This window comes from Stenotrophomonas sp. LST15-1-1.1 (assembly GCF_040815575.1).
In the GTDB taxonomy this organism is placed as follows: domain Bacteria; phylum Pseudomonadota; class Gammaproteobacteria; order Xanthomonadales; family Xanthomonadaceae; genus Stenotrophomonas; species Stenotrophomonas lactitubi_B.
In genome coordinates, this window is record NZ_JBFPNJ010000023.1 from 127,284 (window position 1) to 150,151 (window position 22,868).

Sequence of the window (22,868 nt, forward strand, 5' to 3'; positions counted from 1 at the left end):
TCGCCGCCGATGTACGCATGAATCTGCGCAAGCGCATTTCTGTAATCGTTCCCACAACGCCGCACAGCAGCATGTCCGCTGACGAAGTTCCATAAAAAGTGGGCGCCAATTCACATTTTGACGCCGCGTTGATCCTGATCAATGGACTTGTCGCAATCGGCCTGCACAATGGCGGCCCGTTCGGCATGGCGCGCCGTCTTTGATGCAGCGCGAGGGGCGTCGGATGGGAAAGCAGTACTGATCCAACAGGTACAAGGAGCGCGGAGCACTGCCACTGGGGAGCGGCAGCCGCGCAGGTACCGACCGGGTCCGGCGGCCGGTTGCGTCTGCGGGGATGGGGACGCAACCGGCAACCTCTGCCTGAATGGGGTAGGTCAATCACGACGTCTTCACATTTCTCGCTGAACGCGAGCAAATCGTTGTGATTCATGGTCTTAGGGGTTTTAATTCATCCATGACCTGCTAACCTGCGGTGATGATTCGACGTTCTCTGGCCTGCATGCTCACCCTCGGCCTGGTCGCCTGTGCGACCCAGCCGACGTCCCCACCGACTTCGCCCCAGGCCAGCAGTACGCCGCGCCACCCGGCGGCCAAGCCTCAGGGCCCGGCCGAAGCCGCGCCGGAAGCGGCAGCCGCTACGGCTGCGCCGGTCGATCTCACCCCGGTGCCGTTCGAAACCGCGCGCGCCAGGTTCATTGCCGATACCGCCAAGCGTTACGGACTGAAGCCCGATGAGATCCGCAACGTGCTCGACCAGGCGCAGGTGCGCCAGCCGATCATCGCCGCCATGTCGCGGCCGGCAGAGCGGGTCAAGCCGTGGAACGAATACCGTCCGATGTTCATCAGCAAGGCGCGCATCGACGGCGGCAAGGCCTTCCTTGCCCAGCATCGCGCTGAACTGGACCGTGTGCAGCAGCGCACCGGTGTACCGGCTGAAGTGATCGTGGCGATCATCGGCGTGGAAACCAGCTACGGCAAGAATGCCGGCAGCCATCGCGTGCTCGATGCGCTGTATACGCTGGCCTTCTATTACCCGCGCAGTGGTGACCCGGCCAAGCTGGAACGCGAAGTGCGCCGCGAGCTGTTCTTCCGCGATGAACTGGCCAAGCTGTTCGAGCTCGGCCGCGAGGAAAAGCTGGACATCACCACGCTCAAGGGCAGCTATGCCGGCGCGATGGGCATGGGCCAGTTCATGCCCTCCAGCTATCTGGATTACGCGGTGGACGGCAACGGCGATGGCCGCCGTGACCTGTTCACCAGCTACGACGACGTGTTCTCCTCCATCGCCAACTACTTCGTGAAGAAGGGCGGTTGGGTGCGCGGCGGCCAGGTCGCCGTGCCGGCCACGCTCGCCGCCGGCCGCGAAGAGTTCAATCCGACCGAGTGGATGCCCACCTGGTCGCTGTCCGATCTGGCCCAGCGCGGCTACCAGCCGAGCGCACCGGTGCAGCCGGGCGCCACCGCCACCCCCATCACGCTTGAAGGCAGCACCGGCAAGCAGTACTGGCTGGGCTTCCAGAACTACTACGCGATCACCCGTTACAACCTCTCGAAAATGTACGCGATGGCCGTGTTCCAGTTGTCGCAGGCCATTGCCGGACAGGAGCTGCCCCCGGCATGAACATCAGATGGCTGGTCCCTGGATTGATCGTCCTCGCGCTGGCCGCCTGCAGCAGCGCGCCGAAGAAGCCGGCGACCGCCGGCCACGGTGGCAAGCCGTCCGGCACGGTGGTGCAGGGCAAGGGCGGGCGTCCGGCGCATTGTCCGGAGGGTTCGCCGTACGCGGCCGCCACCGAGGACCTGTCCACCCGTGGCAACTACACCGCTGGCGGCCTGTACAAGCCCGGCGTGAAAGACACCACGCCCAGTTACGTGCCCAACGTAGCCTGCATTCCCGAGCCGCTGGTCACCAATGAAGACCGCTCGGCGATCGGCAACAAATCGCCCTACGTGGTGCTGGGCAAGCAGTACAAGGTGCTCGACGACACCCGCAACTACGTTGAACGTGGCACCGCTTCGTATTACGGCGCCAAGTTCCACGGCCGCCTGACCTCCAACCGCGAGGTCTACGACATGTACCAGTTCACCGCCGCGCACAAGACCTTGCCGCTGCCCAGCTTCGCCCGCGTGACCAACCTGGACAACGGCGAATCGGTGATCGTGCGCGTCAATGATCGTGGTCCGTTCCACGATGGCCGCGTGGTCGATCTCAGCTATGCCGCCGCCGTGCGCCTGGGCATCACCCAGCGCGGTACCGGCAACGTGGAAGTGCGCGCGGTGCAGCCGGGTGAAACCAACCTGATGGCGCAGAAGCCGTCGCGCCGTGAGCGCCGTGCTGCTGAAGCGGCGGCGGCCACCGCTGCCGTCGCCAGCGCGCGCCCTGCACCCGCCGCTCGTGCGGTTGCCGACAGTGACATCGATCGCCTGGTCAACCGCCTGCCTGCCGATGGAGCGCCAGCGCGTGGCCAGCCGGCCACCACCCAGGCCGCCGTCAGCACGATGCCGGAGGTGGCGGTCAGCAGCCTGCCGCCCAGCGCGCCCGCGCCGCGTCCCGCCGCGCCGGTCGTGGCTACCGCCGTGCCACGCAGCCCGGCCTCGACCAGCAGCCCCAGCCTGTCGCAGAAGGTGGTGGGCGCAGTGATGCTGCAGGTCGCCAGCTTCTCCAACCGCGACAACGCCAACCGGGCGATGGGCCAGCTCAACGCTGCCGGCATCGTCGGTGCCACCATCAGCGACATCGCTGCCGGTGGTCGTACCCTGTGGCGTCTGCGGGTTCCCGCCAGCGACCATGCCAGCGCGGCGGAACTTGCCGGGCGCATCTCGGGTCTGGGCTTTGGCTCGCCACAGATCGTCAAGGACTGATTCCGCCCGGGCCGGTGCTGCCGGCCCTTGCCACCCCGGCCTTACAATGGCCACCTTGTCCCATCCTTCATTTTCCGGCCGTCCCCTGGAGCCTGCTGTCCCATGAATTTCCGTTCCGCCGCCACTGCCCTGGCCGCCACCCTGGTGGTGGGCCTGGCCTCCGCCCAGACGCCGCTGCCGACCCCGGCCACCCCGACGCCTGCCGCTGCCGCTGCTGCCCCCGCCACCGTGGCCACGCCGCCGGCGCCCGCACCCAGCGTGTCCAAGGCCTGGGTGCTGATGGACTACGCCACCGGCCAGGTGCTGGCAGGCGAAAACATCAACGAACAGCTGGCCCCGGCCAGCATCACCAAGGTGATGACGTCCTACGTGATCGCCGCCGAGGTCAAGAACGGCAAGGTCCGTCCGGACGACCAGGTGATGATGAGCGAACGCGCCTGGCGCGAAGGTGGCGCCGGCACCGATGGCAGCTACAGCGGCTTCCCGGTCAACCAGACTGCACGTCTGGAAGACATGGAAAAGGGCATGGCAATCCAGTCCGGCAATGACGCCGCGATCGCCCTGGCCGAGCACGTGGCCGGCAGCGAAGAAGCCTTCGCTTCGCTGATGAACAGCTACGCCGCCAAGATCGGCATGAAGAACTCGCACTTCGTGAACGCCCACGGCCTGACCGCCCCGGGCCACCACAGCAGCGCCTACGACCTGGCCCTGTTGGGTCGCGCGATGGTGCGTGATTACCCGGAAACCTACGCGTACAACAAGATCAAGGAATTCCAGGTCGGCACCATCAAGCAGCCGAACCGCAACCTGCTGTTGTGGCGCGATGGCAGCGTGGACGGCATCAAGACCGGCCACACCTCCGAAGCCGGTTACTGCCTGATGAGCTCGGCCCAGCGCGGTGACCAGCGTCTGGTCGCGGTGGTGCTGGGCGGCGCGTCGGAAAAGCAGCGCGCCGACGACAGCCTTGCCCTGTTGAACTGGGGCTTCCGCTTCTTCGAAACCCACCGCCTGTACGAGCCGGGCAAGGCCGTGGCCGAGCACAAGGTCTGGAAGGGCACCACCGACAAGGTGCAGCTGGGCGTGGCCCAGCCGATGCTGGTCAGCGTGCCGCGCGGTCGCTACAACGACCTGAAGCCGAGCATCGACGTGCCCAAGACCCTGGAGGCACCGTTCACCGCGGGCCAGCAGATCGGTACCGTGAAGGTCACCCTGGATGGCAAGCTGGTGGCCGAAGCGCCGCTGGTGGCGGTGGCCGCCGTCGAGCAGGCCGGCTTCTTCAAGCGCCTGTGGGACAGCTTCTGGATGTGGTGGGAATCGGAATGATCCGCAGCGTGCTGCGGTGAACGGAAAAGGCCGGCGAATGCCGGCCTTTTCTGTTTCGGGAGCCGGCTCCGCATGAATCCCGCCGGCACTACCAGCCCGATCGCTTACAGCGAGCGGCTGACGGTGAAACTGCCGAACACCGGCGACTGGCGCTGGCCATCGAATTCGCGGGTGCTGTGGTAACGCGCCATCGCGAACTTCCAGCGGCCGCGCATCACCGCGATGCCATAACCGCCTTGGGCGACCACATGACGCTTGTCCACGCTGTGGCTGTTGCGGAACGTATTGCCGTCCAGGGTGATATCGCGGATCACCCACGCTGCATCGGTGGTGGCGAACAGGTGCCATGACCAGCCGGACGGCTTGCCGCCGCGGGTCGGCGCGGTGTTCTCGCCCGCCGGGCGCAGTGGCGTGCTGCCGAAATCGTCCGGCAGCTTCCAGCCGAAACGCACTTCGCCGCCGAGGTTCGCCTTGGTTTCCAGGTTGCCGATCGAACCGCCGTAGTGGCTGATCGCATCCCAGCCCCAGCCGTCGGCATTGATGCTGGCATCGCCGGGCCAGCGGCGCATGCGCTCGTGGGTCAGCATGAACACCGGTTCGTTGTGCAGCTGGTTGTCCCAACCCTTGAACTTCTCATCGCCCAGCACGCTGTGCACCGCGTCCTGCACCTGCTTGCCCTGTGCCCACGGCCCGACCACGCCCAGCGAGAGCTGGGTGGTCTGCAGGCGATCGCCACTGCGCGCGTTGAAGCCGAAACTGACCAGCAGCACGCCGGCATACGGCCGGTCATCCTCGATCAGGTCGCTGCGGGTCGGGTCGGTGGGCGTGAAGATGCCCTGGGCCAGGCTGAAAATCATGTTCTGCTGTTCGAACTTGCCCGGGTGCAATGCTTCCAGGTGGCTGTTCACCCAGCGCGCCAGGCGCGGCAGGCACGGGTCATCGGTGTAGTCCACCAGGTTGGGCGAGACCAGGGTCAGCTGGGCGCCGTTGGTATAGCCCTGGTCCTGGTGGCGGCCGCCGAACAGGTCGTTGTCGACGCGGAAATTGACCTGCGGCGGATGCTCGCGCATCGCGTCCGGGCCGCATTGCTCGGCTGCGTAGGCGGAAAGGGGGAGGGCGGTGGCCAGCAGGCCGGACAATCCAAAGGATGCGAGGTGGCGCATGGATGGGATGATCATGGGGAAGGGGGCTTTTGTCTGTCGTTTTATGCAACGACACGGTACTCCCGGCGCTGTGATGGAACGAGCGCGCTGGGATCACTTGTCTGTTCCGAAAACAACATTGTCTGATCGATACAATCGGTTGCTGCCGGTGAAGCCGCAGCGATGGGGCAGCGGTCCTGGCAGGTGAGTACTGCCTGAATGGATGTTCAGCTGCAACGCAGCGGGCCGCCTGCGGTGCCGTCGGCCTTTATGAATACTCTTGGGTTTGTTGCCCTGCGGCCCGATAATGGGCGCATGGAAATCAAGTCCGACAATCCCGAACACGGCTTCCAGTTCCCCGGTCAGTTCGAGCTCAGCGCGATGGGCCCGGCCAACCGCGGCCTGGAGCATGAACTCCCCCGCCTGCTGCTGGCTGCTGGCGTTGACGTGGTGAACGAGCGCATCAGCTGGAAGCATTCATCCAACGGCAAGTACGTCTCGGTGCGCCTGGTCTTCCGGGCCGAGAACCGTGAACAGTACGACGTGGCCCACCAGGCCCTGCGCGACCACCCGGAAGTGAAGTGGACGGTGTAGCCGTCAGCTGCCCTGCCGAAGTGGCGGCCCCCGAGGCGCGTCCGCCGCGCCCGGCAGTGGTCCGTGACCTGGGGCGCCAGCCCTACGAACCGGTCTGGCACGCCATGCAGCGTTTCACCGACCAGCGCGACGACGACACGCTCGACGAGCTGTGGGTGGTCGAGCACGATCCGGTGTTCACCCTGGGCCAGGCCGGCAAGGTCGAACACGTGCTGGCGCCGGGCGAGATCCCGGTGGTCCACGTCGATCGCGGCGGCCAGGTGACCTACCACGGCCCCGGCCAGATCGTGATCTACCCGCTGCTGCGCCTGCCGCGGCTGGGCATCGGCGTGCGCGACTACGTGTGCCGCATCGAGCAGGCCATCATCGACACACTGGCCGAGTGGAACATCGGTGCCGAACGGCTCGACGGCGCCCCGGGCGTCTATGTCGGCGGCGCCAAGATCGCCGCGCTCGGCATCCGCGTTCGTCGCGGCTGCACCTTCCATGGCCTGGCCTTCAACGTGGCCATGGACCTGGATCCTTTCCACCGCATCAACCCCTGTGGTTACGAGGGGTTGCAGGTGACCACGGTGCTAGACTTGGGCGGACCGTCCGGGATGGACGCCGTCAAGCCGGTGCTGCTGGACCACCTGGCCCGCCAGTTCGGCCTGCTGCTGCAGCCCATGCCTGAACTGCCTGATCTCTCTGCGGCCGCCTGACCGCCCCCGGAAACGCCATGACTGAAACCACTGCCCGCACCATTCCCCTGCAGATCGTGCAGGCCGAGCTTCCGTCCTCCGCGCCGTTGCAGGCCGGGGTCAAGCAGATGGGTGGGGACAAGATCAACCGCTCGCCGGTGCAGTTCGCCGACGTGCCGGTGCTGCGCAAGCCCTCCTGGATCCGCGTGCGCATTCCTTCGGGCAATGCCGTGCAGAACCTGAAAGCCAAGCTGCGCGAGAACCGTCTGGTGACCGTGTGCGAAGAGGCCAGCTGCCCGAACATCCACGAATGCTTCGGCCACGGCACCGCCACCTTCATGATCCTGGGCGAGGTCTGCACCCGTCGCTGCTCGTTCTGCGACGTGGCCCACGGCCGGCCGAAGCCGCCCGATGCCAACGAGCCGGCCAGCCTCGGCCAGACCGTGGCCGACATGGGCCTGAAGTATGTGGTGGTGACCAGCGTCGACCGCGATGACCTGCGCGACGGCGGTGCCCAGCACTTCGTCGACTGCATCACCGCCATCCGCGAGAAGTCGCCGGGCACCCGCATCGAAGTGCTGACCCCGGACTTCCGTGGCAAGGGCCGCATGGAGCGCGCGCTGGAGATCCTCGCGCAGAACCCGCCGGACGTGTTCAACCACAACATCGAAACCGTGCCGGACCTGTACCGCAACGTGCGTCCGGGTGCGGACTACCAGTGGTCGTTGAACCTGCTGAAGAACTTCAAGGCGCAGCACCCTGACGTGCCGACCAAGTCGGGCATCATGCTGGGCCTGGGCGAAGACTTCGAACAGATCAAGGCCACCATGCGCGACCTGCGTGCGCACAACGTGGACATGATCACCATCGGCCAGTACCTGCAGCCGACCGCGCATCACCATCCGGTGCTGAAGTACTGGACGCCGGAAGACTACAAGGCGCTGGAAGTCTACGGTTACGAGCTGGGCTTCAGCCACGTGGCCTCCGGCCCGATGGTGCGCTCGTCGTACCACGCCGACGTGCAGGCCAAGGGCGCCGGCGTTTCCTGACACCCTGCTGCTGGGTGGGAGCTGCTTCTCCTGTGGGTGCGGACCGTTTTGGTCCGCACACCTCTGCCTGCCGTAGAGCCGAGCCCATGCTCGGCTGCTTGCTGCCGGCCAGCCGAGCATGGGCTCGGCTCTACGTGCATTCACAATTTGCTACACCGGCCCCGCTAGGCTGGTTTTCCACCGAACGTGGGCGGGTGACAAACCCGGCAACTTTCGGCACTGTCGCGGTGTCTGAACACCCTGCAGTCTCCCCCTTGGCAAGGCGCCTTCGAGCACGTCAATGAAATTCAAAGCCCCCGCATTCCTGATGGCCCTGGCGCTGGTCGCGCCGCTGGCGCTGGCGGCCAAGGCCGACTCACCGGCGTTGCCGGCTGCCGCCACCGCCGATCAGGTGACCACCTCCAAGCTGGTCTACGGCCTGTTGTCCGACAGCCGCTACGCCTACCGTCCGCGTGCGCTCGATGAAGCCACCTCCAAGGATGTGTTCAAGCGCTACCTGGAGACGCTGGACGGCGGCAAGCAGTACTTCACCCAGGCCGACATCACCCGCTTCGCTCCGTTCCAGGCCGGCATCGCCAATGCCATCCGCGGCGGCGAACTGGAGCCGGCCTTCCAGGTGTTCGCGGTCTACAAGCAGCGCGTCGGCGAACGAGTGGCCTATGCGCGCAAGCTGCTCAAGCAGGAACCGGATTTCACCACCGATGAGCGCTTCGAGTACGACCGCAAGGAGGTGCCGTGGGCGGCGTCCAATGCCGAGCTCGACGAGCTGTGGCGCAAGTCGGTGAAAAACGACTGGCTGCGCCTGAAGCTGGCCGGCAAGAAGTCCGATGACATCCGCAAGACGCTGGACAAGCGTTACGCCACCCTGGAAAAGTCGGTCAACGAGCTGAAGGGCGAAGACACCTTCCAGTTCTTCATGAACGCCTACACCAGCGCGGTTGATCCGCATACCGATTACTTCACCCCGCGTACCGCCGAGAACTTCAACCAGGCGATGTCGCTGTCGCTGGAAGGCATCGGTGCGCAGCTGCAGCGCCAGGACGATGTGGTGGTGATCCGCGAGATCATCGCCGGTGGTCCGGCGGCCGTGGACGGCACGCTGAAGCCGGGTGACCGTATCGTCGGCGTCGGCCAGGGCAAGTCCGGGCTGGTGGAAGATGTGATCGGCTGGCGCATTGATGATGTGGTGGCCAAGATCCGTGGCGCCAAGGACACCGACGTCAAGCTGGAATTCATTCCTGCCGAAGCGGGCGTCGACGGCAAGCATCACACACTGGTGCTGACCCGGCAGAAGGTGCGCCTGGCCGAACAGGCCGCCAAGGGCGAGACCATGACCATCCCGGCCGCCAATGGCGAGCCGGCACGCAAGGTTGGTGTGATCAAGCTGCCGACTTTCTACCAGGACTTCGAAGGCCGTCGTCGCAACGCCACCGACTATGCGTCGGCCACCCGCGACGTCGCCAAGCTGCTGGCTGGTTTCAAGACCGACAAGCTGGACGGCGTGGTGCTGGACCTGCGCAACAACGGTGGTGGTTCGCTGGATGAAGCGATCGAGCTGACCGGTCTGTTCATCGAGCAGGGTCCGGTAGTGCAGGTGCGCGAATCCGGTGGCCGTGTCACCGTCAACAGCGACCGCAACCAGGGCGTGGCATGGGACGGCCCGCTGGCGGTGCTGATCAACCGTGGTTCGGCGTCGGCGTCGGAGATCTTCGCCGGTGCCATCCAGGACTATGGCCGCGGCCTGGTCATCGGTGAAACCAGCTTCGGCAAGGGCACCGTGCAGAACATCGTCGACCTGGACCGTTGGCCGAGTGGCGAAGCCCAGCGCTTTGGCCAGGTGAAGCTGACCATCGCCCAGTTCTTCCGCATCAGTGGCAGCAGCACCCAGCACAAGGGCGTGGTGCCGGACCTGGCGTTCCCGGCCAGCGTCGATGCCACCGAGTTCGGCGAGAGCACCTACGACAACGCACTGCCGTGGACCCGCATCGCCGCGGTGCCGCACACCCAGTACGGCAACTTCGCGCCGCTGCTGCCGAAGCTGGAAACGCGCCACGACACGCGCATCGCCACCGACAAGGAATTCCAGTGGTGGAACGAGGACGTGGAGCAGTTCCGTACCGAAGCCGCGAAGAAGTACGTCTCGCTGAATGAAGCGACCCGTCGTGCCGAGCGCGAGCGCCAGGACACCCAGCGCAAGCAGCGCCAGATCGTGCGCAAGGAACTGGGCCTGGCCCTGGACCCGCTGGCCGATGACAGCAGCGATGACGGCCTGACCGGCAACGAGCGCGACATCGTCAAGGATGCCGCCCGCGAGAAGGCCGCCGAGAAGCGCCCGGACCCGCTGCTGCGTGAATCGGCCTCGATTCTGGCCGACGCAGTGAACCTGCTGGAGGCCGACCGTCCGCTGTCGGCACAGGTGCTGCCGCAGTCCACCGCCGCAGGCCGCTGGGCCGACTGATTGACTGAGGAGGGGACGAAGGGCTTTAAGTCGTTGGTGGCACAAACGACTTAAGCCCCTCCGTCCCCTTTTTGCATGAACCGGGAGCAACGGTGGGGGACGGGCCAAGCAGTATCGACCCGGCGCACACGGGCAGGGGGCTACCCTCGGGGCTATCGTCTTTGCAGGAGTACCCATGCGGGCCTCCCTTCTCTCCGCTTCCCTGTTGGCCGCCACCAGTGCCCTGGCATTGACCGCGTGCGGTGGCCGTGCCGCCGACAGTAGTCTGTTGCGGGAGTCCTTCGACTCCGGCGACACCTTCTCGCGCACCGTCGATGGGCGCCCGGCCGACGCCTGCGAGGCGGCACGGCGCACGCTGCTCAGCCAGGGCTATGCCATCGCACGGTCGGACGACGCGCAGGTGGAAGGCAACAAGAATTTCCAGCCGCGCGAGGATGACCACGAACAACTGGTGCTGCGTATCTCGTGCGCGCCGCGTGGCAGCCAGGCGCTGGTGTTCGTCAGCGCCGTGCAGGACCGCTATGCGCTGAAGAAGAGCCCGACCTCGGCCAGCGTCGGCGTGGGCGCGCTGGGCTCGGTGTCGCTGCCGTTCGGCAGCAATGACGACTCGCTGGTGAAAGTGGCCAGCAGCACGATCACCGATGCCGAGTTCTATCGGCGCTTCTTCCAGCGCCTGCAGCAGTACCTGCCGGCGGCAGCGAAAGCAGAACCGCAACCACAACCGCAACCACAACCACAACCGGCCGCGTCGCCGCCGCCTCCTGCCGGGCCTGAGCCCGAACCCGCGCCGGCAGCAACGGACCAGGGCTGAACGTGCGCGGCAGGGTGATGGCGTGGGCCCTGCTGCTGGGCTGGCCCTTGAGCGCGCTGGCCGCTACGGCCGAGTGCAGCCAAGGCCTGCTGCAGCGGTTGGGCTGGCGCTTCGAAACCGCAGCGATCACCGCGCCGCAGGTACACGGCGGGCCGGTCTGTACGCGAGCCTCGCTGGCCGTAGCGCAGGCCGCCGGCGATCTACGCGCGCGCTTGCCCGAGACGTTGGCCGATGCGGACCGCCAGGCCCTGTTGCAGCAACTGCTGGATGACCCGGCCACGGTCTGTGCCTACGCCTTCGAACTGGGCGCGGCGGTACAACGGGCCACGCAGGCACTGCAGGACAATGAGTCCTTCCGCTTCACCGGTGTGCAGCTGGGCTGGATCGGCTTTGGCGCACGCGGCGCCCCGGCACAGGGATGGCAGCGGGTCCGCAGCTTCGGCCGCGGCTATGTGCCGGCCGCCAGCAACAGCCGCGCACTGGATGCGTTCTACACCGGCCGGGTGCGTGCCGAGTGCGGTGTCGGCCGTCAGGTCGCGCAGCTGGCTACGCAGCGCGAGCTGTACGGCGATGCGGCCTTCGATGCGGAATTCGCGCCGGGGGAGCTGTCCATCGGCACCTTCCTGGGTCTGCACGACACCGACAGCATCCTGCTGGGCGCACAGGCTGGCCAGTTCCTGGCCGACGGCAAGGCCGTGCGCACGTCGGCGATGGGGCGGCAGGCATTCGTCGGATTGCCCGGCTTCATCGAACACGTATTCGACAAAGGCACGCTGGACGATCTCAGCAACCAGGCGGAGAACTTCGTCGTGGTGGAAGTGGGCGAGGGGGCCGCGCAGGCCTTGGCAGAGCACGGCGGCCTGGCCTGGTATGACCAGCGCAACCGTGCCCTGTGGCAGCTGGCGCAGGGCATTCCGTGTGTCGGCCAACGCTATTTCGAGCGGCTGTTGTACGAGCGCGATCCGGCGCTGCGTGGGCAGCTGGCCCCGCGCTATCGCGACGCCGTGCAGCAGATGGACAAGTTGCTGGACGATGCGTTCTACCAGCAGTTCGTGATCTACGTGCACCCACGCGGTATACGTCCTGTCGGCTATCACATCATCCGCCTGCTCGACCGCAATCCGCGCACGCCGTTTTCCATCGACCTGGCGTTGCACAATCTGCATACCACGCTCTACCGGCGTTGGCGCGAGGCGCAGCTGCGCCACTGCGCGACGACCGGCCGGCCAGGCAGCCTGACTTCCGACAACAACTGAAGGTGAAACAATGGATATTGCAATGATCGGCCTCGGCCGCATGGGCGCCAACATGGCCCAGCGCCTGCACCGCGGTGGCCACCGCGTGGTCGGCTACGACCCGGGCGAGGGCGCCCGCCAGCGCGCCGCCGAGGCCGGCCTGGAGGTGGTGGATTCGCTGGCCGCCGCAGTGGCCGCGCTGCCTGTGCCGCGCGTGGTGTGGCTGATGGTGCCGGCCGGCGAGACCGTGGACCAGACGCTGGGCCAGTTGACCCCGCACCTGGCCGAAGGAGACGTCGTCATCGACGGTGGCAACTCCAACTACCAGGACTCGATCCGTCGCGCCAAGGCGCTGGCCGAAGATGACCTGGGCTACGTGGACTGCGGCACCAGCGGCGGCGTGTGGGGCCTGCAGGAAGGCTACAGCCTCATGGTGGGTGGCGATGCCGCGGTGGTCGAACAGATCGCACCGCTGCTGCGCACGCTGGCACCGGCCGAGGACCGCGGCTGGGCGCGCGTCGGCCCGTCCGGCGCAGGCCACTTCACCAAGATGGTCCACAACGGCATCGAGTACGGAATGATGCAGGCCTACGCCGAAGGCTTCGCGCTGATGGAGCGCAAGCAGGAGATGGAACTGGACCTGGCGCAGGTGGCTGAGGTGTGGCGCCACGGCAGCGTGGTGCGTTCGTGGCTGCTGGACCTGAGCACCGAAGCCCTCAAGCGCAATCCCTCGCTGGATGGCATCGCACCGTACGTGGAGGATTCCGGCGAAGGCCGCTGGACCGTCGCCGAAGCGATTGCGCTGGACGTGCCGGCACCGGTGATCACCCTGTCGCTGCTCGAACGCCTGCGTTCGCGTGAATCGAACTCGTTCACCGACCGCCTGCTGTCAGCGATGCGCAACGAATTCGGCGGCCACGCCATCAAGAAGTCGTAAGCACCGTTTTGACGTAGATCCACGCATGGCGTGGATCTACTGTGTCGACCAAGGTCGACATCCACCAAGAGCAGGCAATGCCATTCAGACAGATCGCGGAGATCTGTCGAAGGCGGGGGGGGCCGGTTGCGGGGGCGTGAGCGCCATGGATGGCGCGACCGAGCTTACATGGACGTACTTGCAGCGTCCCCCGCAACCGGACCCATCCCGCCATCCCGCGGAATGCCCGCTTTTGCCGTTGCCGTTGCCGTTGCCGTCGATTCGGCGGGTGCAGGGCGCAGCCCTGCCGATCACCCCACCCGCACCCGCCGCCCTTCGCGCGCGCTGTCCATCCCCGCCTGCAGCAACCGCATCACCTGCAGCGCCTGCTGCGCGCTGACCGTCGGCTCACCCTCGTCCTGCATCGCCGCTGCGAAGTCGGCATACAGGCGCCGGTAATCACCGGGCAGGTTGTCCACGGTGCTGCGCTGCACGTTGTCCTCCGCATCGCAGTGCATCAGTTCGCCGTGGCGCGGATCGATGCCCCATCCCGGTGCGCCTGGCGCAACGCCGCGACGCAACTGCGCCTCCTGTACGTCCAGGCCATGCTTGATCCAGCTGGCACGCGTGCCATGCACCGCGAAACGGGGGGCAGGCGCCGCCACCAGTGAACCGGCGTGCACGATCGCGCGATGGCGCGGGTAGTGCAGTACCGCATGGAAATAGTCGATGCCAGTGCCGCCTTCGCGCTGCACCGCCAGGTCCGCATCGATCGCCTGCGGACAGCCGAACAGCACCAGCATCTGGTCCAGCAGGTGTGGTCCCAGGTCGTACCACAGGCCGCTGCCCGGCCCCTCCTGCTCGCGCCAGCGTTCGCGCACCTGCGGGCGGTAGCGGTCGAAATGGGCGTGGCATTCGGCGATGTCACCCAGCGTGCCGTCGGCAAGCAGCGCCTGCAGGGTCAGGAAGTCCGCATCGAAGCGCCGGTTCTGGAACACCGTGGCGATGCGTCCGGCACTGCGCGCTGCGGCCAACACCTGCTCGGCTTCGTCCACGGTCACGGCGAATGGCTTGTCCACCAGCACATGCTTGCCGGCGGCCAGCGCGGCGATGGCCAACGGCGCGTGCTGTTCGTTCGGCGTGGCGATCACCACCGCATCCACCGCAGGGTCATCGAAGACCTCCTGCGCGGTAGCGCGTACGTGGACGTCGCTGAAGGTGCGCAGCAGCGTATCGCGCTGCGAACTGACGACGCTGTGCAGGGCCAGGCCCGGTGTGTGCTGGATCAGCGGGGCGTGGAAGACACGGCCGGCCAGGCCGTAGCCGATCAGGGCCAGTTGCAGCTCGGGGCGCATGGGAAGACTCCGCGCGGATCGGAAAGTACAGGACAGGAACCTCAGGGTAAACGAGATGACTGCGCCCCCGGAAGCTGAACCGTTCCCGCTGCAGGTATGCCCATTCACGTGAGCATGACCGCAGCGCCACGCCTGCACTACAAGCACTTGGCGACACTGGGCGCACCAACCAGTAGGAGAACCACACGATGAGCACCACGACCCGTACGCTGTTGGCTTCCGCCCTCACCCTGGGCCTGGCGCTGTCCTCCTCGGCCGCATTCGCCCAGGACGCCGCAGCGAAGAGCCCGCCGAAAACCGATCATTCGGCGATGACCCATGCCGACCGCCATGATTCCAACGAGCCGGTCACCGACAGCTGGATCACCACCAAGGTCAAGGCCGATCTGCTCGCCAGCAGCAATGTGCCGGGTACCGAAGTGAAGGTGGAGACGGTCAATGGCGTGGTCAGCCTGAGTGGCACCGTTGCCACCAAGGCCGAGCATGACAAGGCCATCGCCACCGCCAAGGGCATCAAGGGCGTGACCCGCGTTGATGCCGCCGCGCTGAAGGTCAGTGCCGCCAAGAAGCGCTGATCGACACCGCAGGTTGCCTACAGGGGCGCTCCCACGGGGGCGCCCCTGTTTTTGTAACGTCGGGCCTGCGCGATGCCTGCTGGTGGGCGCCCCGCCGAACGACCCATTACCCCAGAGATGTGACCGGCTGCGCTATATTGCCGGTTCCGCCGTGGCTGATCCTGCCCGGATCGCTCTCCCCGGCTGAGCTGACGAGGAACTATGGCGCTGGTTTTCAGTGATGACATCTGGGATCGCTGGCGACTGCCTGCTTTGGCACTGGCAGCGGCAGCCATCATCGTGGTCCCGTGGTTGACCCTGCGCAAACTGCAGCAGGACAACGAGCTGGCGATGGGCTGGGTGACCCATACCCAGCAGGTGACCGTAGCTCTGCAGCAGCTGCAGACCGACGTGCGCGACATCGAATCTGCTGCATTGACGCTGTCCAAGGGCGTGGATGCGCCGGGCCTGCGCGAGCGCATGGCCAAGGCCAACGACATCCCCGAGCGCCTGGCCGAACTGGGCCGGATGACCCGCGACAATCCCGACCAGCTGATCCGCATCGGCCGCATCCAGTCGATGCTGGAAGGGCGTATGGGGGTTGCGCGTGAGCTGGCGAAGTCCGAGCCCAACAGCGACCAGCGCGAACTGGTGCAGGACCTGAGCACGCGCTATCCGATCCGCGGCCTGGTGGAAGAACTGCAGGCCAGCGAGGAAGCGCTGCTGGCCCAGCGCGCCGCCCAGGCGGAGCGACAGAAGCGGCAGACCAACTTCGTCTCGTGGAGCTCGCTGCTGGTGCAGCTGGCGCTGCTCGGCCTGGTGCTGTGGCTGCTGCAACGACAGATTGGCCGCCGCCTGCAGGCTGAACGACAGTCGCAGCGCGCCGCTGCGCGCGCGGCATCGGTGCTGCAGACCGTGCGCGAACCGATCGTGTTGCTGGATCGCGAGCTGCGCGTGCAGCTGCACAATCCCGCGTTCTCCGAGTTGTACGGGTTGCAGGATGAGCGCGCCGATGGCCTGCTGCTGGAGAACGTAGGCGACGGCGCATGGCGTGACCCGGTGGTTCGCCAGCGTCTGGCCGACGTATTGCTGCGCGGCCGCGAACTGTGGGATTTCGAACACGAACAACGCACCGTCGACGGCATGTCCCGCTACATGCTGCTCAACGCGCGGCGCATGCCGCTGCCTGACACCGACGATGAAGTGGTGCTGCTGACCGTCAGCGACGTGACCGTGCAGCGTGCGGTGCAGACACGTGTTGAAGAATTGAACCGGCAGCTGGAGGGCAAGGTTGCCCAGGTCTCGGAGGTCAACCGCGAGCTGGAAGCGTTCAGCTACTCGGTGTCGCACGACCTGCGCGCGCCGCTGCGCCATGTCGCCGGTTTCTCGGACAAGCTGTCGCGGCACCTGGGCGAGGCCGCCGACGAGAAGAGCCAGCACTACCTGGGGGTGATCTCCGGTTCAGCGCGGCGCATGGCCACGTTGATCGACGACCTGCTGGTCTATTCGCGCCTGGGCCGCGCAGCGATGCGCCAACAGACCGTGGACATGCAGTCGCTGGTGGCCGATACGCGCGCGATGCTCGACGCGAACGTGCAGAGCGAAGCCGAGAGCAGCGGCCATGCGCATCAGGTGGAGTGGAGCATCGCGCCGCTGCCTATCGTGGTGGGCGACGAGAACATGCTGCGCCAGGTCTGGCTGAACCTGCTGGGCAACGCGGTCAAGTATTCGGCCAACCGTGAGCCTGCGAAGGTCCGCGTGGACTACCAGCAGCAGCCCGATGGCGGTCATCAGTTCACGGTCAGCGACAATGGTGCAGGCTTTGACATGGCCTACGCCGGCAAGCTGTTCGGTGTATTCCAGCGCCTGCACAAGGCCAGCGACTATCCCGGCACCGGTATCGGCCTGGCCAGCGTACGCAGGGTGCTGACCCGCCATGGCGGCCGCATCTGGGCCGAAGCCGCACCGGATGCCGGCGCCACCTTCCACTTCTATCTTCCCCCCGTGCTCGACACGGACAAACAGGGCCCCATCGCATGACGACGCTGCGCACCATCCTCCTTGCCGAAGACAGCCCGGCCGACGCCGAAATGGCGATCGATGCGCTGCAGGAAGCGCGCCTGGCCAATCCCATCGTGCACGTCGAAGACGGCGTGGAAGTGATGGATTACCTGCTGCGCCGTGGCGCCTTCGCCAGCCGCGAGGAAGGCCTGCCGGCGGTACTGCTGCTGGACATCAAGATGCCGCGCATGGATGGCCTGGAAGTACTGCGGCAGATCCGCGAACACGATGAGCTGAAGCGTTTGCCGGTGGTCATCCTGTCCTCCTCGCGCGAGGAAAGCGACCTGGCCCGCAGCTGGGACATGGGCGTGAACGCGTACGTGGTCAAGCCGGTGGACGTGGACCAGTTCTTCGGCGCCGTGCAGACCCTGGGCAAGTTCTGGGCACTGATCAACCAGGCTCCGGAGATCGAGTAGGCCCATGCCCCTGACTGGTCCCGCACTCGGCGCCCTGCGCATCCTGCTGGTGGAAGATTCCCCCGAGGATGCCGAGCTGATGTCCGAACAGATGCTCGATGCAGGCCTTGAGGCCACGTTCGAGCGTGTCGAGAGTGCGGACGACCTGCGCCATGCGCTGGCGCGCTTCCAGCCGGACATCGTGCTGTCCGACCTGAGCATGCCAGGCTTCTCCGGCGACGACGCGCTGCGCATCGTGCGCGATGCGTTGCCGGAGGTGCCCTTCATCTTCGTCTCCGGCACCATGGGCGAAGAGAATGCGGTGGCGGCCCTGCAGAAGGGCGCCAACGATTACATCATCAAGCACCAGCCGGCACGCCTGCCGTCGGCCGTGGCGCGCGCGGTGCGTGAGGCACGCAGTGCCATCGAGCGCTCGCGGGTGGAAACCGAGCTGATGCGCGCGCAACGGTTGGAAAGCCTGTCGTTGCTGGCCGCTGGGCTCAGCCACGATCTGCGCAACATCCTGCAGCCGCTGCTGATCATGCCGGACCTGCTGAAGGCGCGCACCGAAGATCCGCAACTGCACCACCTGGCCGACGTGATCGCCGAGTGCGGTCGTCGTGGCCACGAGATGGCCGAATCGATGCTGTCGTTCGTGCGTGGGTCGCGCAAGGCCAGCGAGCGCATCCACATCGATGACCTGTTCCAGGCCGTGGCGCTGCTGTTGCGCAGCAACGTGCCCGATGGCGTCCGCCTGGACCTGGTGGTCGAGGATGAGGGCCTGGTGGTCGATGCCAACTACACCGAGCTGCAGCAGGTGTTGTTGAACCTGGCGCTCAATGCGATCCAGGCGATGCCCCATGGAGGCAGCCTGAGCCTGACCGCCAGCCATGGTGGCCAGCGCGATGGCGAGGACTGGCTGCGCATCGCGGTGGTCGATGAAGGCACCGGCATGGATGCGGACACGCTGTCGCATCTGTTCAATCCGTTCTTCACCACCAAGGCCGATGGCACCGGGCTGGGCCTGATTTCCTGCAAGCGCATCGTTGAAGGCGCCGGCGGCAGCATCCACGTCAACAGCCAGCTGGGGCAGGGCACGTGTTTCGAGCTGCGCTTGCCGATGCATGCCAGCGCCGAGGGCGGCGAACCGATCGAACAACTGGTGGCGCTGGGCAGTGGCCAGTCGATCCTGGTGGTCGATGGTGAAGCCACCCGCCTGTCGCTGCTGGGCAATGCGTTGTCCAGCCAGGGCTATCAGCTGCAGCTGGCCTCCGATGGCCCGGCGGCGCTGCGCTGGATGCAGCAGGAGGCAATGCCGGCGCTGGTGATTGCCGATGCTGGCTCCAAGCTGTTGTCGGCCAGCCAGCTGCTGGGCGAGATGGCTACGCTCGGCTATCGCGGCCCGGCGCTGGTGCTGGAAGATGCTGCCGGGGAAATGCCGGCCGGTGTGTTCCCCGCCGGCATCGAGGTACACCTGCTGCGCAAGCCGCTACAGATGCAGCAGGTATTCCGCGCGGTGGCCGACGCGCTGGGCTGACGTCGAGGGAACGCTGTACAGCCGAGCCCATGCCCGGCTGCTGTCTGCATCGGCTGCGTCAGCCGAGCATGGGCTCGGCTCTACAGGTGTGCGGCGGCGGCGTTTCAGCCCGGGCGATCCGTCGTTTCCCACGGAAACCGCGGCAGGCTTTCCACCGCCTGCTCCAGCCGCCGCGACCAGTTCTGATGGATGTCGGCATACAGCGCTGAATCGGCGCCCAGCCGCAGCTGCTGGCTGATCCGCAGCTCGCCGGCGCGCAGCAGCGCCAGGTCGACCGGCAGGCCCACCGACAGGTTGGAACGGATGGTGGAATCCAGGGACACGATCGCGGTGCGTGCGGCGTCTTCCAGGCGCGTGGACGGGGTCAGGATGCGGTCCAGGATCGGCTTGCCGTACTTGGATTCACCGATCTGCAGATAGGGCGTTTCCGGCGAGGCGGCGATGGCGTTGCCCAGCGGGTAGACCATGTACAGGCCGGGTTGCTCGCCGGCAATCTGCCCACCGAAGATCAGCGTCGCCTGGGTGTTCACCCCGTCATGGCCGTGTTCGGTGTGCTGGCTCTGCACCTGGCTGTCCACCAGCAGGGAGCCGACGTAGGCCGCAGCCTCGAACAGATGGGCCATGTCGCGCAGGTTCGGCGTGCGCCGCTCGTCGGCATCGCGCTTCAGCCGCGACACCAGCAGCTGGGTCGTGGCCAGGTTGCCGGCGGCCATCACCACGTAGGCGGCTTGGCCGGGATATTCGAACACGTGCAGTTTGCGGTGCACGCGGACATCGTCCAGCGCGGCATTGGTGCGGGTGTCGGCGGCGAAGACCAGGCCCTCGTCCACCTCGATTCCAACGCAATAGGTCATGTCGGTGCCCTATCATATGCGTCCCGGATTGTAGGCAGGCCGTTGTGACGATGGCATGCCCGCGCTCCACCTGATTGCCGTCACCGGAACCGCATGACCACCGTGCTCCTGAGCCTGGGCAGCAACGTCCACCCCCGCCGCTACCTCCACGCTGCGGTGGCGGCCCTGCGCGAGCGCTTTGGTGCGCTGCAGGTGTCTGCCGCCTACCGCACCGCCGCCGTCGGTTTCGAGGGTCCGGCCTTCCTCAACAACGGCGTTGCCATCGAGACCGACCTGCCGCTGCAGGAGCTGGATGACTGGCTGCATGCGCTGGAAGATGCGCACGGTCGTGACCGCAGCGGTCCGCGTTTCTCCGACCGGACCCTGGACGTCGATGTGGTGTTCTATGGCGACCTGGTGGTGGAAGGCCCCGGCCATCTGCGCATTCCGCGCCCGGAACTGAAGCATGCCTTCGTGCTGAAGCCGCTGGCTGATATCGCCCCGGATTTCATCGATCCGGTCAGCGGCCTGGACCTGGCCACGCTGTGGCGCGCGCACAAGCAGTATGGCGAAGCGTTCGAGGTGGTTGACCTTGAGTGATGGGGTCAGATCCCTTTTCCCATCGGGAAAAGGGATCTGACCCCGTCCTGGATCCCGGCAACACCTCAACTCACCGTACGCCCACCGTCCACGCGCAACGTGTGGCCGGTGACGAAGCTGGCCTCGGCCGCCAGCCAGTACACCGCTTCGGCGATTTCCTCGACCGTGCCGATCCGCGCCAGCGGCGTGCGCGCCAGCAGCGCCTCGCGGGCGAAATCGTCCTTGCCCTGTTCCGGCCACAGGATCGCACCGGGCGCCACCGCATTCACCCGCACCTTCGGCGCCAGTTCCAGCGCCAGCGAGCGGGTCGCCATCTCCAGCGCGGCCTTGGCCATGGTGTAGGCGACGTGGTTGGGCATCGGGTCGGTGCCGTGCAGGTCGGTCAGGTTGACGATGCAGCCGTGCTGGCGGCGCAGGTACGGCGCGGCGGCCTGGGCCAGCAGCAGCGGTGCGCGCGCGTTGACCGCATACAGCTCGTCCATCGCCTCGGCGGTGACCTGGCCGAGCGGGGTGGGGAAGAAGTTGGAAGCGTTGTTGACCAGCGCATCGAGGCGGCCGAAGTGGGTCACTGCCTGCTCGACCAGATCGGCCAGGGCGTCGGCGTCGCGCAGGTCGGCCTGCAACGCCAGCACGCTGCCGGGGCGCTCGTTGTCCAGGTTGAAGGCGGCCTGCTGCAGTTCGGCGCTGGAGGTATGGGCGTGCAGCACCACCGACCAGCCACAGGCGTGGAACTGGCGGGCGATGGCCGCGCCGATCCGGCGTGCGCTGCCGGTGATCAGGGCCACGGGGGCGGTGTCACTCATCGAGGGTCCTCCAAGGCTCGGCTATCCTGTGCACCATTGTCACCGCATTCGAAGACGCCATGCAGCCTACCTTCCCCCTGCCCGAAGCCGATGCCCTGGCCCACAGCGACCAGCTGGCCGCCGCCCTGCGTGCCGAGATCCTCGCACTGGGCGGGGCGATGCCGTTCTCCCGCTTCATGGAGCTGTGCCTGTACACGCCGGGCTGGGGCTACTACAGCGCCGGTGCCAGCAAATTCGGCGGCAGCGGCGATTTCACCACCGCCCCCGAGCTGGGCGGCCTGTTCGCCGGCAGCGTTGCCAATGCACTGGCGCCGGTGTTCGGTCAGCTTGATGCGCAGGCACGGATGCTGGAACTGGGTGGCGGCACCGGCGCCTTCGCCGAGGCGGTGCTGCTGCGCCTGGCCGAGCTGGACGCGCTGCCGGCCCGCTACGCGATCCTCGAACCCAGCGCGGACCTGCGCCAGCGCCAGCAGGAGCGCCTGCAGCAGAACCTGCCGCCCGAGCTGGCCAGTCGGGTGGAATGGCTGGATCGTCCGTTCGAGGACGACTGGGACGGCGTGGTGTTCGCCAATGAGGTGATCGATGCGCTGCCGACACCGCGCTTCCTCATCAAGGACGGCGAGGTGTACGAGGAGACCGTCGAACTGGACGGGCAGGGCAACTTCATCCGTGGCGCGCAGCCGGCCGACCTGCTGCTCAACGGCGCGGTGCGCCACCTCGAACGCTACCTGGAAAAGCCCTTTGCCGATGGCTACCGTTCCGAGGTGCTGCCTCAGCTGCCGTACTGGCTGCAGGCAGTGGCCGGTGGCCTGCGCCGCGGCGCGATGCTGTTCGTGGATTACGGCTACAACCGGGGCGAGTTCTACCAGGAAGAGCGCGACGATGGCACCGTGCGCGCGTTCTACCGCCACCACGTGCACAACGAGATCCATCGCTGGCCGGGCCTGCAGGACATCACCGCATCGGTCGATTTCACCGCCATGGCGGAGGCCGGCCTGCACGGCGGTTTCGAACTGGCCGGTTACTGCAGCCAGGCCAGTTTCCTGCTCGGCAACGGCCTGGACCAGGTACTGACCCTGGCCGAGGAGCGCACCGATGAAGTGGGCCGCATCCAGCTGCGTGACCAGGTGAAGAAGCTGACCCTGCCAACGGAGATGGGCGAGCGTTTCCAGGCCATTGGCCTGCAGCGCGACGTTGATTTCGAACCGGCGTTCGAACTGGGCGACCTGAGCTGGCGCCTGTGAGTGCAGCGTTGCCGGTGATCAAGCCGCTGCGGCGGCCACGCCTGTGGATCGCGTTGTGGGTGTTGGCGGTGCTGACGGTGATCGTGGTCTGCCTGATTCCGCCGCCGCCGATCCCGCTGCCGGAAAACAGCGACAAGGGCGAGCATTTCCTGGCCTATTTCATTCTGGCCGGCAGCGCGGTGCAGCTGTTCCGGCGTGGCCGTCCGTTGCTGTGGGTGGGGGCTGGCCTGGTGCTGATGGGCATCGGCATCGAGTTCGCGCAGGGCGCGTTGACCAGCAACCGCATGGCCGATCCGATGGATGCGGTGGCCAACACCATCGGCGTGCTGGCGGGGATGGCCACCGCATTGACCCCGCTGCGCGACATCCTGCTGCGCTGGCGGGGGTAACGTTCCTGTAGAGCCGAGCATGGGCTC

Annotated in this window: 20 protein-coding genes and 1 pseudogene; 17 read left to right on the top strand and 4 right to left on the bottom strand. The window is 66.6% G+C overall.

Going from position 1 to position 22,868, the window contains the following annotated elements; genetic code table 11:
* Positions 1-475: 475 nt before the first annotated feature.
* The 3 genes from mltB to MRBLST15_RS10930 all read left to right on the top strand — a co-directional run bounded on the left by mltB (position 476) and on the right by MRBLST15_RS10930 (position 4,185).
* The gene (mltB, locus tag MRBLST15_RS10920) at positions 476-1,621 is read left to right on the top strand and encodes a lytic murein transglycosylase B (RefSeq protein WP_099820910.1); all 1,146 of its coding nucleotides are present in this window, start codon (positions 476-478) and stop codon (positions 1,619-1,621) included.
* Positions 1,618-2,862: a septal ring lytic transglycosylase RlpA family protein gene (locus MRBLST15_RS10925; RefSeq protein ID WP_367785905.1), complete on the top strand. Its 1,245-nt coding sequence runs from the start codon at positions 1,618-1,620 to the stop codon at positions 2,860-2,862. The genes mltB and MRBLST15_RS10925 overlap by 4 nt, the downstream gene beginning before the upstream one ends.
* Positions 2,863-2,964: 102 nt before the next feature.
* A complete protein-coding gene (locus tag MRBLST15_RS10930) occupies positions 2,965-4,185 on the top strand; it encodes a D-alanyl-D-alanine carboxypeptidase family protein (protein ID WP_099820912.1) in 1,221 nt (406 codons plus the stop codon).
* Positions 4,186-4,289: 104 nt separating this feature from the next.
* Here MRBLST15_RS10930 and MRBLST15_RS10935 read toward each other — a convergent pair whose 3' ends face one another.
* Positions 4,290-5,348, bottom strand: a complete 1,059-nt coding sequence (locus MRBLST15_RS10935) for a lipid A deacylase LpxR family protein (protein ID WP_414716158.1) — start codon at positions 5,346-5,348, stop codon at positions 4,290-4,292.
* Positions 5,349-5,642: 294 nt separating this feature from the next.
* On the opposite strand from MRBLST15_RS10935, the gene MRBLST15_RS10940 reads away from it, so the two are divergent.
* From MRBLST15_RS10940 to gnd, 7 genes are all read left to right on the top strand, one after another.
* Positions 5,643-5,921: a YbeD family protein gene (locus MRBLST15_RS10940; RefSeq protein WP_032975372.1), complete on the top strand. Its 279-nt coding sequence runs from the start codon at positions 5,643-5,645 to the stop codon at positions 5,919-5,921.
* 20 nt (positions 5,922-5,941) lie between these two features.
* Positions 5,942-6,622, top strand: a complete 681-nt coding sequence (gene lipB / locus MRBLST15_RS10945; RefSeq protein ID WP_265952708.1) for a lipoyl(octanoyl) transferase LipB — start codon at positions 5,942-5,944, stop codon at positions 6,620-6,622.
* A gap of 17 nt (positions 6,623-6,639) precedes the next feature.
* Complete coding sequence (gene lipA / locus MRBLST15_RS10950; RefSeq protein ID WP_367785906.1) at positions 6,640-7,650, top strand: lipoyl synthase; 1,011 nt, start codon at positions 6,640-6,642, stop codon at positions 7,648-7,650.
* A 280-nt stretch (positions 7,651-7,930) separates the two neighbouring features.
* The gene (locus tag MRBLST15_RS10955; protein WP_265952704.1) at positions 7,931-10,108 is read left to right on the top strand and encodes a carboxy terminal-processing peptidase; all 2,178 of its coding nucleotides are present in this window, start codon (positions 7,931-7,933) and stop codon (positions 10,106-10,108) included.
* 175 nt (positions 10,109-10,283) lie between these two features.
* Positions 10,284-10,919 carry a DUF2242 domain-containing protein gene (locus tag MRBLST15_RS10960; RefSeq protein ID WP_367785907.1) on the top strand — a complete coding sequence of 212 codons (636 nt, stop codon included), beginning with the start codon at positions 10,284-10,286 and terminating at the stop codon, positions 10,917-10,919.
* 17 nt (positions 10,920-10,936) lie between these two features.
* Complete coding sequence (locus tag MRBLST15_RS10965; protein ID WP_367785908.1) at positions 10,937-12,175, top strand: hypothetical protein; 1,239 nt, start codon at positions 10,937-10,939, stop codon at positions 12,173-12,175.
* A gap of 10 nt (positions 12,176-12,185) precedes the next feature.
* Complete coding sequence (gene gnd / locus MRBLST15_RS10970) at positions 12,186-13,091, top strand: phosphogluconate dehydrogenase (NAD(+)-dependent, decarboxylating) (protein WP_176019582.1); 906 nt, start codon at positions 12,186-12,188, stop codon at positions 13,089-13,091.
* Between the two features lie 290 nt (positions 13,092-13,381).
* Here the strand turns inward: gnd and MRBLST15_RS10975 are convergent, their stop codons facing one another.
* Positions 13,382-14,425, bottom strand: coding sequence for an oxidoreductase (locus tag MRBLST15_RS10975; RefSeq protein ID WP_367785909.1), 1,044 nt, complete (start codon positions 14,423-14,425; stop codon positions 13,382-13,384).
* A gap of 335 nt (positions 14,426-14,760) precedes the next feature.
* Between MRBLST15_RS10975 and MRBLST15_RS21060 the strand changes: the two are divergent.
* From MRBLST15_RS21060 to MRBLST15_RS10995, 4 genes and pseudogenes are all read left to right on the top strand, one after another.
* Positions 14,761-15,000 (top strand): annotated as a pseudogene (locus MRBLST15_RS21060) (BON domain-containing protein); the annotation flags it as partial.
* Between the two features lie 201 nt (positions 15,001-15,201).
* Positions 15,202-17,019: a sensor histidine kinase gene (locus tag MRBLST15_RS10985; protein ID WP_265952700.1), complete on the top strand. Its 1,818-nt coding sequence runs from the start codon at positions 15,202-15,204 to the stop codon at positions 17,017-17,019.
* Positions 17,016-17,456 (top strand): response regulator, encoded by a 441-nt coding sequence (locus tag MRBLST15_RS10990; RefSeq protein WP_025878695.1) that lies wholly within the window; start codon positions 17,016-17,018, stop codon positions 17,454-17,456. The genes MRBLST15_RS10985 and MRBLST15_RS10990 overlap by 4 nt, the downstream gene beginning before the upstream one ends.
* A 4-nt stretch (positions 17,457-17,460) precedes the next feature.
* Complete coding sequence (locus MRBLST15_RS10995) at positions 17,461-18,972, top strand: hybrid sensor histidine kinase/response regulator (RefSeq protein WP_265952697.1); 1,512 nt, start codon at positions 17,461-17,463, stop codon at positions 18,970-18,972.
* A gap of 104 nt (positions 18,973-19,076) precedes the next feature.
* Here the strand turns inward: MRBLST15_RS10995 and MRBLST15_RS11000 are convergent, their stop codons facing one another.
* Positions 19,077-19,826, bottom strand: coding sequence for a 20S proteasome subunit A/B (locus MRBLST15_RS11000; RefSeq protein WP_265952696.1), 750 nt, complete (start codon positions 19,824-19,826; stop codon positions 19,077-19,079).
* A gap of 93 nt (positions 19,827-19,919) precedes the next feature.
* Between MRBLST15_RS11000 and folK the strand changes: the two genes are divergently transcribed.
* Positions 19,920-20,405 (top strand): 2-amino-4-hydroxy-6-hydroxymethyldihydropteridine diphosphokinase, encoded by a 486-nt coding sequence (gene folK / locus MRBLST15_RS11005; protein WP_265952695.1) that lies wholly within the window; start codon positions 19,920-19,922, stop codon positions 20,403-20,405.
* A 65-nt stretch (positions 20,406-20,470) separates the two neighbouring features.
* Here folK and MRBLST15_RS11010 read toward each other — a convergent pair whose 3' ends face one another.
* The gene (locus tag MRBLST15_RS11010) at positions 20,471-21,208 is read right to left on the bottom strand and encodes a pteridine reductase (protein ID WP_265952693.1); all 738 of its coding nucleotides are present in this window, start codon (positions 21,206-21,208) and stop codon (positions 20,471-20,473) included.
* Positions 21,209-21,267: 59 nt separating this feature from the next.
* Here MRBLST15_RS11010 and MRBLST15_RS11015 point away from each other — a divergent pair, with 59 nt between their 5' ends.
* Positions 21,268-22,452, top strand: coding sequence for a class I SAM-dependent methyltransferase (locus tag MRBLST15_RS11015; RefSeq protein ID WP_312704737.1), 1,185 nt, complete (start codon positions 21,268-21,270; stop codon positions 22,450-22,452).
* Positions 22,449-22,841 (top strand): VanZ family protein, encoded by a 393-nt coding sequence (locus MRBLST15_RS11020; RefSeq protein WP_367785910.1) that lies wholly within the window; start codon positions 22,449-22,451, stop codon positions 22,839-22,841. Before MRBLST15_RS11015 ends, MRBLST15_RS11020 begins: the two co-directional genes overlap by 4 nt.
* Positions 22,842-22,868 lie beyond the last annotated feature (27 nt).

What these genes read in the sequence shown, in the direction of transcription:
- MRBLST15_RS10925 (WP_367785905.1), top strand. Translation starts at nt 1,618, where the DNA reads ATGAACATCAGATGGCTGGTCCCTGGATTGATCGTCCTCGCGCTGGCC.
- MRBLST15_RS11000 (WP_265952696.1), bottom strand. Translation starts at nt 19,826, where the DNA reads ATGACCTATTGCGTTGGAATCGAGGTGGACGAGGGCCTGGTCTTCGCC.
- MRBLST15_RS10995 (WP_265952697.1), top strand. Translation starts at nt 17,461, where the DNA reads ATGCCCCTGACTGGTCCCGCACTCGGCGCCCTGCGCATCCTGCTGGTG.
- MRBLST15_RS11010 (WP_265952693.1), bottom strand. Translation starts at nt 21,208, where the DNA reads ATGAGTGACACCGCCCCCGTGGCCCTGATCACCGGCAGCGCACGCCGG.
- MRBLST15_RS10935 (WP_414716158.1), bottom strand. Translation starts at nt 5,348, where the DNA reads ATGCGCCACCTCGCATCCTTTGGATTGTCCGGCCTGCTGGCCACCGCC.
- folK (WP_265952695.1), top strand. Translation starts at nt 19,920, where the DNA reads ATGACCACCGTGCTCCTGAGCCTGGGCAGCAACGTCCACCCCCGCCGC.
- MRBLST15_RS11015 (WP_312704737.1), top strand. Translation starts at nt 21,268, where the DNA reads ATGCAGCCTACCTTCCCCCTGCCCGAAGCCGATGCCCTGGCCCACAGC.
- MRBLST15_RS10965 (WP_367785908.1), top strand. Translation starts at nt 10,937, where the DNA reads ATGGCGTGGGCCCTGCTGCTGGGCTGGCCCTTGAGCGCGCTGGCCGCT.
- MRBLST15_RS10990 (WP_025878695.1), top strand. Translation starts at nt 17,016, where the DNA reads ATGACGACGCTGCGCACCATCCTCCTTGCCGAAGACAGCCCGGCCGAC.
- MRBLST15_RS10940 (WP_032975372.1), top strand. Translation starts at nt 5,643, where the DNA reads ATGGAAATCAAGTCCGACAATCCCGAACACGGCTTCCAGTTCCCCGGT.
- MRBLST15_RS10975 (WP_367785909.1), bottom strand. Translation starts at nt 14,425, where the DNA reads ATGCGCCCCGAGCTGCAACTGGCCCTGATCGGCTACGGCCTGGCCGGC.
- gnd (WP_176019582.1), top strand. Translation starts at nt 12,186, where the DNA reads ATGGATATTGCAATGATCGGCCTCGGCCGCATGGGCGCCAACATGGCC.
- lipA (WP_367785906.1), top strand. Translation starts at nt 6,640, where the DNA reads ATGACTGAAACCACTGCCCGCACCATTCCCCTGCAGATCGTGCAGGCC.
- MRBLST15_RS10960 (WP_367785907.1), top strand. Translation starts at nt 10,284, where the DNA reads ATGCGGGCCTCCCTTCTCTCCGCTTCCCTGTTGGCCGCCACCAGTGCC.
- MRBLST15_RS10955 (WP_265952704.1), top strand. Translation starts at nt 7,931, where the DNA reads ATGAAATTCAAAGCCCCCGCATTCCTGATGGCCCTGGCGCTGGTCGCG.
- mltB (WP_099820910.1), top strand. Translation starts at nt 476, where the DNA reads ATGATTCGACGTTCTCTGGCCTGCATGCTCACCCTCGGCCTGGTCGCC.
- MRBLST15_RS10985 (WP_265952700.1), top strand. Translation starts at nt 15,202, where the DNA reads ATGGCGCTGGTTTTCAGTGATGACATCTGGGATCGCTGGCGACTGCCT.
- MRBLST15_RS10930 (WP_099820912.1), top strand. Translation starts at nt 2,965, where the DNA reads ATGAATTTCCGTTCCGCCGCCACTGCCCTGGCCGCCACCCTGGTGGTG.